At 45.3% G+C, this 11499-nt stretch carries 10 protein-coding genes and 1 pseudogene; 7 read left to right on the top strand and 4 right to left on the bottom strand.

What is annotated here, in order from left to right:
* Positions 1-330: pseudogene (locus tag AACQ17_RS01140) on the bottom strand (transposase); the annotation flags it as partial.
* Positions 331-428: 98 nt separating this feature from the next.
* On the opposite strand from AACQ17_RS01140, the gene AACQ17_RS01145 reads away from it, so the two are divergent.
* A complete protein-coding gene (locus AACQ17_RS01145; RefSeq protein WP_094147787.1) occupies positions 429-728 on the top strand; it encodes a helix-turn-helix domain-containing protein in 300 nt (99 codons plus the stop codon).
* On the opposite strand, the gene AACQ17_RS01150 is transcribed toward AACQ17_RS01145, so the two are convergent.
* Genes AACQ17_RS01150 through AACQ17_RS01160 form a run of 3 tightly spaced genes read right to left on the bottom strand, consistent with a single transcriptional unit; the run spans position 729 to position 4194 of the window.
* Positions 729-1460 carry a hypothetical protein gene (locus AACQ17_RS01150; protein WP_094147788.1) on the bottom strand — a complete coding sequence of 244 codons (732 nt, stop codon included), beginning with the start codon at positions 1458-1460 and terminating at the stop codon, positions 729-731.
* On the bottom strand, positions 1457-3331 hold the full coding sequence (locus tag AACQ17_RS01155) for a lipase family protein (RefSeq protein WP_094167745.1): 1875 nt from the start codon (positions 3329-3331) through the stop codon (positions 1457-1459). The genes AACQ17_RS01150 and AACQ17_RS01155 overlap by 4 nt, the downstream gene beginning before the upstream one ends.
* A 2-nt stretch (positions 3332-3333) precedes the next feature.
* Complete coding sequence (locus AACQ17_RS01160; RefSeq protein ID WP_094147341.1) at positions 3334-4194, bottom strand: DUF4123 domain-containing protein; 861 nt, start codon at positions 4192-4194, stop codon at positions 3334-3336.
* A gap of 509 nt (positions 4195-4703) precedes the next feature.
* Between AACQ17_RS01160 and ylqF the strand changes: the two genes are divergently transcribed.
* From ylqF to AACQ17_RS01190, 6 genes are all read left to right on the top strand, one after another.
* Positions 4704-5648, top strand: coding sequence for a ribosome biogenesis GTPase YlqF (gene ylqF, locus AACQ17_RS01165; RefSeq protein WP_013868498.1), 945 nt, complete (start codon positions 4704-4706; stop codon positions 5646-5648).
* Positions 5649-5872: 224 nt separating this feature from the next.
* Positions 5873-7018 (top strand): efflux RND transporter periplasmic adaptor subunit, encoded by a 1146-nt coding sequence (locus AACQ17_RS01170; protein ID WP_013868497.1) that lies wholly within the window; start codon positions 5873-5875, stop codon positions 7016-7018.
* The gene (locus tag AACQ17_RS01175) at positions 7008-8294 is read left to right on the top strand and encodes a TolC family protein (protein WP_094147342.1); all 1287 of its coding nucleotides are present in this window, start codon (positions 7008-7010) and stop codon (positions 8292-8294) included. Before AACQ17_RS01170 ends, AACQ17_RS01175 begins: the two co-directional genes overlap by 11 nt.
* Positions 8291-9508, top strand: a complete 1218-nt coding sequence (locus tag AACQ17_RS01180) for an ABC transporter permease (protein WP_094147343.1) — start codon at positions 8291-8293, stop codon at positions 9506-9508. The genes AACQ17_RS01175 and AACQ17_RS01180 overlap by 4 nt, the downstream gene beginning before the upstream one ends.
* A 2-nt stretch (positions 9509-9510) precedes the next feature.
* Entirely contained in the window at positions 9511-10794 is a 1284-nt protein-coding gene (locus AACQ17_RS01185; RefSeq protein WP_094147344.1) for an ABC transporter permease, read from the top strand.
* Positions 10787-11499 (top strand): ABC transporter ATP-binding protein (locus tag AACQ17_RS01190; protein ID WP_094167746.1); only part of this gene is annotated, 713 nt, incomplete at its 3' end. The genes AACQ17_RS01185 and AACQ17_RS01190, both read left to right, overlap by 8 nt.

Below are 11499 nucleotides of genomic sequence, written 5' to 3' on the forward strand. Positions count from 1 at the left end.
TCTGCTTGAGTTTCTTGATTATCAAGAATTGTTCAGTGAGTCCGACATCAAGAGAGCCGTGGCTTTTTTTAGTATTTCATTATGCTCTTCAAGGCGCGCTAGCTTCTTTTTCAATTCCCGAATTTCTATTTGCTCAGGGGTCATAGGTGAAGCTTTCGGTGTTTTCCCTTGGCGTTCTTCTCTAAGCTGGCGAACCCATTTATCCATCGTGGACTTGCCCACATTCATGGCTTGGGCTGCTTCAGTCACTGAGTAATTTTGGTCTAAGACTAGCTGCGCTGCTTCTAACTTAAATTCTGAGCTAAATAGTCGTCTTGTACGTTTTGTCATAATGTCACCTGTTAACTTATGAGGTGATGATATCACCTCTAACTAAGTGACCAAATTCACTATGCCACTACAATCGCCAAGCCTTATACAATGTATGGATGTCACAAAAGGCTAAAATGCATTTGACTCAGATGGAGATGGCTAAGCGACTTAACCTTACTCAACTTGAGTTCTCACATCTTTTACGAGGGGATAGCTCTTTATCGATGACGTTTATCAGTCAATTCTGTCGTCATCTACATATTGAGCCTCACAGGGTACTACCGAGTTTGAAACAGACCGCCACCAGCGAGGTAAAAGCGATCTGTTTAAAAAACCGAATAAGTGTTGATGGTGATATCCAGCATGTTTCTATAGAAGGTAATCAAGTGATCATTGAATACATTCATTATGCCTAATTATTGCGCTACAGCGACTTGTTCTTGCACTAACGGCTCAGAGCGGTAATTCTCACCGGCTAAAATATCGTAATGAATCACAGTGTCGTTATTAAATTTCGAGAAATCGTAGTAGACGGTGTAGGCGTTGAATTCGACTAAATCTCTTTTATCTCTGATTTCCCCATTAGTATAAAAACTGCAAGCCAAGCCTGTAGACCATTCATCTAAGTCTTCGTAATATCTTGCTCTACAGTCTCTTGCTTCAATCAAAGAGTTAAATGGTAAAGATTTGTCGTCAGTTGAAGTTGGATTATAAATTCGTAATTGAGCGAAACCAACAGTATCGAAAGCGTTATATGCTTGAACTATAATATCCCCAAGAGCAACATCACAGTTTAATGCGTCATAATATTTCTGGTAGGGAATTCTCAATTCATATCGGTTGGGATCCGCAGAAAAATCATAGGTGATATGTAAATCTACATTTGCCCCTTTTGACCATTTCACATTAGAAAAACTGAACGTACGCGCCTTACAGTTGCTTCCACTTGCTCCCCATCCAACCCAAGCATCTATTTTAGTATCGATAGGCTTTCTGCCTGATATAGTAATATAGGATTCATCAGGTTCATCGCCCCAAATATTCGGCTGAGTACTTTGATAGTAATCAAAACCGAGAAAAACGAATACAATGAATAATACAATAATTGATATTCTTTTTTTCCTTGTGAGGCCATTCAATAACTTCATTGCAGTTGTTCCTTAATTTCATCAGGTAATGTTTTCTGCGCTATTAATAGTTTTGCTAAAGGTAAGCGCTGAGGATCCAAGACTATCTGCTTTAGTTCACCTCTAATCTGATTACGGTTCTCTATTAACTTATTTATAGAATTCATCTCGCTCATCAAACGTCCAATTCCCATAGCAGGTGTGCCATCTCCGATAGAACGAGCCCAAGTTTTTTTAACGGTGAGATAATTTTGCTGTAAAGTAGCAATTTCTTGATCGAGGGCTGATATTGCTTGTTGATAATGCGTCATTAAACTTTCATTACTTAAAGCAAGCAGCTGTTGCCATAAGTTAGGTACATAATGATCCATACCGTGCTCAGCAATCGACGCATCGGACAGATTATCCACCAGCGAGACAGAATCATTAGTGGCTAATTTTGCCAGATCTAGCATAGTGATTTGTGTTTGCCTTGGCGTCAGTAAAATCTGGTTAGAATCATTATAAGTTAATAACTGCGACAAATGACCATGGTGTAGATAATTATCATCGTCGTTATCGGTGAGCATTTTCTTAATCAATGTTATACCACTACTAAATACGGTATTTGCCCATGTCATGGGGATTTGAGCAACCAAATCATGATTATTAACATGACGATAATGCAGAATATCCTGATACCGAGTAACAAAACTGCGTGTTCCTGTACGTGGCATTCCGTAAGTGTATAAGCGTAGCTGTGAAGAATTATAGGCGTCTTTAGTTAACGCACTTAGCAGCAGTGCCCCTGCACCACCTAAACTATGACCACAACAGAAAAAATTTTTTCCTCTATGCTCATCTTTTATATCGTCTTTCATCAAATTCCAAAGCGATGTTGTATATTGATAAAATCCCCGATGAACATAAGTCCCCCCAAACTCACTAGGTGCTATTTGTGCTGCATCCAAATCTGTTTTTACAAGGTCATTCATACCTGGTGAATTAAGTACAGCGTCAATACCATTAGCAACTTTAGTAATGATTAATTTTGAATTTGGATCAATGGCACTATCTTTATCGTAAAAACTCGGCTCAGTACCTCTAACCGAAACAATAGCTATTTCTTCATTGAACAGGATATAGCCCTGGGCATGTTTCTGGCGGTTATCGTAGTATTTAAAATTCAGCGCTCTGCTGTAAGGTATTTCCTTGACAAGCCATCTCACTTTTTGATTACCAGACTGTATCGGCAACTGCCTAGACTTGAACTGATTTATAACTGTTTCGATACTCCCAGTACTGTCAGCCTCTGATTTTAGATCAATACTTTTTTTATCTGTCGCATAAGCCAATTTCGATAACAACGCAAAGGTATAACTATTCACCAAACTAAATTCATCGGTATCAATAATCACTGGCATATAACTGCGCAGTGCTTTGATTTCAAAAACGTAACTTTGGTTGTGACTAAGGCTGAACCCTGCTTTTTCCGCAGAGGCATTGGTATCTATCCCTTTATGATGCTCTTGTAAAAACTCATCTTGCGGGGCTTCATCCCAAAAATCACCTATGGTGGTGCTGTGATACCGTTTCGGGTTTTTCTCAGCAGCATCCAGCTCTGCCGATGCACGGGTTTTCACCGGCGACTCTTGCCCTTCTTTACGGCTGGCGTACTTTTCGACTTCGCTTAACAAAGAGGCTTGGCTGACGGAAGCACGCCATTCACCTGCGGCAATATTTGCAAATAATACTTTACCGGCGCTGGTGGTTTGCGTGTGTGTGTTGGAGGTGATTTTGTTCGTAATGGTGACGGCAAGGCCATCAATCGGTTCATCGTTTTCACTCATGAACTCCAGTTCCAACCAGTTTTTCTCGGGGTTGCACTGCACGCAATGGTTAAATGAATCCATGATTATCCCTCATGTTGTAATTGGCGACTTAAGGCATGCAGAGCGTATTTAATCTCTTCATTTTGATTGTCTTTGATCAGTTCTATCATGCTAGGCTGAGCCAAGTATTCGTTGCCCATAATCGCCGCGATGGCCGCACTCATCACACGATACGTTAAGGTTTGCTCAGCAGCAGAGAGAAACGGTGTGAGCATGGAAGCGATATCACGCCCTTGGGTTAAGTGCTGGTCCATTGCCTTGGGGAAATGCTGCCATAACCAAGATTCAAGGTTAGCTTTTAACAAAGGTAAGTTCTCTTGTTTATCAAGATGATGCGCTTTTATTACCCACCAAGAGCCTTGCTGAGCATTAAATGGCGCGTGCGAGGTGTTGTTAAACGTGACTAAGTGGCCTTGATCTCGATCGTGGCCTTGGTCTCCATCACCTAATGCAGCCAATTGATTGATATTGCCCAAAAACTGGTTCACTTCTGATTGGTCCATTCGCGCTAACATAGCAATAATGACCGACCTATCGTAAAAGCGAAACATCACTTCCTCGCCCTCTAATCCGGCAATTAATAAACTGCGAAGATGCTGCAAAACTTCATCACCCACGGCATGGCTTGACAGCCCAATACCCTGTTCAAGTAACGCTTCAGGGAGCGATAATACCGATTCAGAAACAGGGATTAACCATGGAGAGAGTGCCATCACCTCAGTAAACATTGCACCATAAAACAGAGGCACGGCTTCTTCAAATCCAAAGCCCCCATTTTGCTGTAAGGCCTGCTTATGAAGCTTGCGATCAACTAACCAATAGCGATGATTTTGCTGCTGTTGAAACCAAGAGAGGATCATGACGGTTTCCCCTGCGTAGAGCATAATCTTACGGCTGGCATATGGGCTTGCTCTGCGTTTAATAACGCTTGGTAAGAAATGGTTCGAAGAGCGGCTGGCATGGTTTGGTCCTTTTTCGTGAATCGCATCGCATAATGTAATGCCTCACTAAGCAAAAGCAATGCCAGTGATAAATCATTATATTTCAATGGGTTACATTGGGGCTTTTGACTGCTTGAGCAATAAATTGCTCCGCTGGGCAAAAACTTGCTTAACCAAGCACGATCTGACCGAATTTTTGCTCGGCTCAGTACTCTCTCACCGACAAGAGATGTAACTGCACGAGCGTCGTCAATCCTAAGCCATCTCATCATTGACAGAACACGTAAAGTTCACCGCACAGCTTAGATTCCAGCCTCGCCAATTAAATGTTAACATCATCACATCTAAAACTGCGGTGGTTATCAGTAAACCTTGTTGATGATTCTCATAAACATCAATAAAAACTCTCTTCCTCCACCAGCAGAATTTTTACATTAAAAGGCAGTTTTCAAATGGTTAACAACACAATTCAATGGTTTCCGGGACACATGCATAAAGCACGTAAGGAGATCGAAGAGGTCATTCCGCAAGTTGATGTGATTATCGAAGTGTTGGACGCTCGTATCCCGTTTAGCAGCGAGAATCCACTTATCTCCCATTTGCGTGGTAATAAACCGTGTGTGAAGGTACTCAATAAACGTGACCTAGCAGACCCTGAAATGACGCAATTGTGGATCGACCATTTTGAGAAAGAACAAGGGGTGAAAGCAATGGCGGTAACCACGTCTAACCCTCAAGAAGTGCATAAAATCATGGAGCTTTGCCGTAAGTTGGCGCCACATCGTGAAGAAGTGGGGAAAAATATTCGCACCATGATCATGGGCATCCCGAACGTAGGCAAATCAACCATCATCAATACGTTAGCCGGTCGCGCTGTGGCTCAAACAGGTAACCAACCCGCCGTTACGCGCCGCCAACAACGTATCAATTTGCAAAATGGCATTGTACTGTCCGATACTCCGGGAATTTTATGGCCTAAAGTGGAAAACCCACACAGTGGTTTTCGCCTAGCCGCAACGGGGGCAGTAAAAGATACTGCAATGGAATATGAGGATGTAGCCTTTTATACTGTTGAGTATTTAGCGCAAGCTTATCCTGAGCGTTTGCAAGAGCGTTATCAAATCGATGAGCTACCTCAATCTGATGTGGAATGGATGGAAGAAATTGGCCGCAAACGTGGTGCTCTGCGCCCCGGTGGCCGTATTGATCTGCACAAAGCTTCGGAGATCCTACTGCATGAATTGCGCCAAGGTATTCTCGGCCAAATTACTCTTGAACGCCCTGAAATGATCACCAAAGAGTTAGTGGAAGTGGAAGAACGAGCGGCCAGAGAAGCCGAGGAAAAAGCAGCCAAAAAAGTAGAGCGTCGTAAACGTTATTTGCGTAATAAGCGCTAAATTCCTCTCGGATCCTTTCTACGCTACACCTCATTTCTACTATTACCATCAGGGCGGTCAATGATCGCCCTTTTCATCAGAACAGACAACTGCATGCTGTTTGCTATTTCTAGCTGACATTATCATGACAAATCAATACAGGTTTTTATGCGCTACTTCTATAGCATGAAGGAACCTTCTGATGACACTCAAGTCATACCACCATTGTTTATTTTCTCCTTGATATGGAATTGTTCATGAAAAAGCGTTGGGCCATCGCGGTAATTAGCGCCGCCTTAATCAGCGGGGGCTATTACCTAACTACCAATAGCAATGAATCTCTCTCGGCTTTCCCCACTCTGACGGTCGAACAGGGAAATATTGCCAAACAGGCAATCGCTGTTGGCCAAATCGTGCCAGCTCACTCGGTATCTATAAAATCGCAAATTGAGGGGATTGTCGGTGAAATTTATCATCGGGTCGGTGAACAAGTGACCTTGGGCACGCCTTTGATCAAAGTGCGTCCAAATCCAACACCGCAAGCGTTAACCGACGCAACCACCGCTTTAATGCAAAGTGAGGCGAGCTTAGATTCCGCCAAACAGACGCTGGCAAACTTGCAGCAGTTAGTTGAACAAAAGATTGTGCCGGAAAACTACGGTGAGCTAATCCAAGCAAAATCAGAGCTGAAATCAAAACAAGCCGAAGTGCAACAAAAAAGGCAGAACCTTGAGCTGATCCGCAGCGGTGAAGCATCGGTTGGCGATTCGAAACTCACGTCCACACTCGTCGCCCCCATTGATGGCACCATTTTAAACCTAAAAGTGGAAGTAGGAGAGCCGATCATCTCCACTGCCTCAAGCCAAGCGGCAACTGAAATGATGTCGATTGCCGATATGAATGACATGATTTTCAAAGGCAGTGTCAGTGAACATGATGCGGCACAACTCGCCGCAGGGATGGCCGTCAACTTAACGTTAGCACCGTATCCAGAAGCAGAAATCAGCGGCGTATTAAGCAAAGTTGCGGTTCAATCTGATAAGTTGAATAACCCTAGTGATACTAAAACGACTAGCTTTGATAATGGATTTGAAGTGGAGATTAACCAGATTCGCTTTCCTGACAATATGGTGATTCGCTCGGGCTTTTCTGCTACCGCACAGATCACATTAAAGAGCGTGGAAAACGTCATCACCATTCCAGAACGCGCATTACGATTTAGCGGTGAAAAACCTGAAGTCTTGATCCCAGATCAGTCAGAACAAGGTTACCAAGTGCGTGCCGTAACCTTAGGTTTGTCCGATGGCATTAATGTGGAAGTGATTGCGGGTTTATCAGCGGACGATGTGATCATCGACAACAGTTTATTCGGAGGCAAAGATGACCACTAAGCGCCCTTTTCAACGTAATGCGCTAGCAGCCGCGCTAATGACGTTCTGTGGCGCGGTGACTTTTTCAGCTCACGCCATCACTATTGAACAAGCTTGGCAAGCCGCAAAAGCTTTTGACCCTACTTATTCACAAGCGCAGATCCAATCTCAAATCAGTGAAACAGAGGTCCGAAGTACCAAAAGTGCCTTGCTGCCTTCTTTTAGCCTCAGCGCGGATACCTCATGGGATGACGATGGCAACAACACTAAAGGCTATGGTGCCACATTAAGCCAAACCATTTGGGATAGCGCTAATTGGGCACAGCTCGACCAATCTCAAGCAAGCTATGTGGCATCACAATTAAAAGTGAAGACTGCACATAATGAGCTGGCTGCAACATTACTGTATGCCTATTTCGATCTCGCCAGCGCACAAGGCGATCGACAACTTGCTGAGCAAAAGTTCGTAGAAGGTGCAAAACTGCTGAAGATTACCGAGCAGCGCTACAAAGCAGGAAAAATTCGATCAACGGCATTGGAAGACATGCGTGCTAACCACGTCGATGAGCAAGCCGATATACTCAGTGCGCAAGCCGCTCTAGAAGAGAAAAAGTCAGCCCTTATCGCGCTCATCAATCAAGACCCACAGCACATTGACCAAATTAAAACGACCGACCTCATTGAACCGCCAATGCAGGTCAGCAGCGAAACTGAATGGTTAAAGCTTGCGCAGAATAACAGCCCTGAGTTATTGGCTGCCCAGCAGGAAGTCGCCGCTTCTGAATTTGGCCGAGATGCAGCCAAAGCCAAATATTATCCCACCTTATCTGGCAGTGTTTCTTACCAAGACAATAATCAGGGTCGAGATGGGGATCTCAGTGCAGGTTTAAGCTTAAAAATTCCGTTGGATTTGAATGGTTCCACGCGCGCCACGGTCGATCAGGCTGCGCTGCAAGTCTTAAGCGCCAAGCAAGTACTGCGCAAGGTAGATATCGAGATTAAACGCAAAATTCAAAGTGGCTTTAGCCAAATCCATCTGGATTGGCGACAAGTGGAGATGGCTCAGTTACAAGTCCGCTCAAGAGAGCAAGCTTTAAAAAATAAACAAACCGTTTATGAGTCAGGAATGACCGAAGCTTCTGATTTGATTGACGCCCATAACGCTCTGTTTAACAGTAAAAACAGTCTACAACGGCGATTGTACCAATATTGGAAGCAGCGGATTGGCCTGCTGCAAGCTGCTGGGCAGTTAGATGATGACGTGATCGCTTCGCTCTCTCAGGCTCTGCACTCATGATCTCAAGCCTACAGCAAGTCGTGCAAACGCTGCTTGCCCATCGGCTACGCAGCGCCCTCGCGGTCATTGCTATCGTTTGGGGTATTGTTTCTGTTTTAGTGCTCGTTGCCTTAGGTGAAGGATTTTATCGCGTCAATACACAATCTTTCGCGCTGTTAATGAGCGATACACAAATGGCTTTCCCCAGTCAAACCACCAAACCTTGGCAAGGCCTTGCGGCAAGACGAGCGATTACCCTTTCAGAGCCGGAAATGCGCGCTTTGGCACAGCACCCAAACATCAGCGCATTATCAATTATCTACGGAAAATGGGATGCTAAAGTGACGAATGTAAAAGGCCGAATGCTTCCCGGTTATGTCAGCGGGATCGACTCTCAATTTTTAGCATTGCGCAACTTGCAACTGACCGCGGGGTCACGCGGCATTCACGCCAGCGATCAGAAAAACCATTCCCGAATTGCGGTGGTTGGTTGGCAGTTGGCACAAGTTGGTCAGCTATCTATTGGTGATACGATCAAAGTCAATACCATTCCCTTCTCGGTTGTCGGTATTACTCAGCAGCAAGAAGGGGGCATTTCTATAAACAATGAAAACAGCCAAGTGATGATCCCAAGCAGCGCTTTTACTGATCTTTGGCAAAGTGAGCCTGAATTTTTCCTTGTGCAGCCCGCCACAGGGATACCAGCAGCGGTATTGCGCATGAACATCCTCTCTTTCTTCGCCAAACAGAAACATTTTGATCCGAGCGATACTGAGGCCATAAACCTACCTGACTTCAGCAGCGGCGCTCAATTTTTCAATGCCTTGTTTCGAGGTATACAACTATTTTTAGGGGCAAGTGGAGCGATGACGCTTGCGGTCGGCGCTTTGGGCGTCGCCAATATCATGTTCCTTTCTGTCACGGAAAGAACGCGGGAAATTGGTGTGCGTTTAGCCATTGGCGCAACACCGAAGATCATTTTGCGCCAGTTTATTTTAGAAGGTGGGTTGCTAGTGGTATTAGGTGCAGTATTCGGAGTGCTCCTCTCCTATCTGGTGGTACTATTACTGAATTACATCGGCTTACCTGATTGGCTCGGCGAACCAGTCATCACTGTGCCAGCTCTAGGCTGGTCACTGCTCGTCACCACGTTGTTTGCACTGCTGGCTGCTTATTTCCCAGCAAAGCGTGCCGCTAATCTCACCCCCGTCATCGCCTTAAGTGCGAGGGCTTAATAATGATGTTACCTATCAGGCAAATTTATCAAGAGATGGCGGCCGAAAAACTGCGCTTGCTACTCACTATTTTAGCGGTGGCTTGGGGTACACTTTGCATCGCCACCATGCTCGCAACAGGCGAAGGATTACGCCAAGGGCTGACACGCTCATCACAAAGTGGCAATGGCAATTTACTCTATGTGACCGGGGGTTATGCCAGCCAGACCGCCGGACGCTTTTTTGAAGGGAAAGCCCTCTCTTTGCAAGCGGATGATGTTGAGCTTGTTCGCGCACTGCCCTTTATCCAACGCGCTGAAGTCAGCGCACAATGGGATAAACGCGTCAGCAATCAAGACAATGGCACCTGGCAGCGCCCACTAGCGGTTAACCCAGAATATCAGTCTTTAACTGGTATTGAGATAGCCAAAGGAGGGCGATGGATCAACCCGCTCGATAATCAACAGCAGCGTAAAGTGGTTGTACTCGGTTATAACGCCGCAGTGCAATTGTTCAATTCTGAGGATGGTTGGAGTTGGCTGGAACCCCAGACGCTGAGCATAAACCCTGTAGGTCAATTGATAAAAATAGGTGATGAAAACTTTACCGTTATCGGCGTGATAGCGCAGACAAGTGCAGAGGTAGAACAAGGAACCCCTATTGACTACGCGGTATTTGTGCCTTTTCGCACTTGGCAACGTTTTAACCCCAACGCAGCGATTGCAGCGATCAATGTGCAGCTCAATGCCACGGTTGATCGCGAAAAAGCCGCGCAAGTGATTAAGCAAGTGATCGCCAGAAAGTACGGTGCCAGTGCTTCAGACACGCAGCTCTTGCAAGTCGAAGACATGCTATTGAGGCAAAAAAGCATGCGCCGTTTCTTATTCGGTCTACAAGGCTTTTTGGGCATTATTGGGCTTATTACCCTCGGCGTAGCAGGCATTGGTATTGCCAATGTCATGTACGCCACGGTAAAACGATCCACACGAGACATCGGTGTACGAATGGCCGTCGGAGCTACGCCAACCACTATCAAACTCCATTATTTAGTGCAAGCCTTGCTCACGATGTCACTTGGCGGTTTAGCTGGCTTAGGATCCACTTACGGGCTGATCACCTTATTAAGATACGCTCCCTTAGAAGGCAGTATGCTGTTTGAGCAATTAGGGAAACCCTTACCCGAACTGTCGTTTTCGATTGTCTTTCTTGTGATCGCGGCGCTGGCGATTGTCGGTGTGATTGCCGCGTGGTTTCCCGCCAATCGCGCGGCTAGCATTACGCCATTAGAGGCATTACAAAGTGAATAAACAAAACTTACCGAACCTTGTTCAATTGACCAATATCAGCAAGCACTATCGCAGTGGTGAAGAGTTGGTCAAAGCATTAGACGGCGTTTCGCTATCGATTCAAAAAGGCGAATTTCTCTCTATTCTAGGGCCATCAGGCTCGGGTAAATCAACCTTAATGAATATCCTCGGTTGCTTGGATGTTCCTACATCGGGTGAATATCAGTTGGACGACAAGGCGGTCGCCTCGCTCAGCAGCCATCAATTGGCTCATATTCGTAATCAAAAAATTGGCTTTGTTTTTCAAAGTTTCAACCTGCTCGAATACGCTAATGCTCTCGATAACGTCGCCCTACCCTTGGTCTATCGCGGAGTAAAATTAAAAGAGCGCCGAGCACGTGCAGCAACACTATTAGAAAAAGTGGGGCTTGGCGATCGCATGCAGCATAAACCCAACCAGCTCTCGGGGGGGCAAAAACAGCGGGTGGCGATTGCGCGCGCGTTGGTCAATGATCCGCAAATTATCTTAGCCGACGAACCGACAGGTGCGTTAGATTCAAAATCAGGCGCTGAAATTGAAGCCCTGTTCAATGAGCTTCATCAAGAAGGACGAACGCTTATTGTCGTCACTCACGATCTCGCATTAGCGAAGCGAACTCACAGAATAGTGAATATCAAAGATGGGCAGATTTTATCTGATGAACGCGTTGATCACGCAACAAGGCA

The sequence above is a fragment of the Vibrio sp. V10_P2A27P122 genome (genome assembly GCF_963874335.1).
GTDB lineage: Bacteria > Pseudomonadota > Gammaproteobacteria > Enterobacterales > Vibrionaceae > Vibrio > Vibrio anguillarum.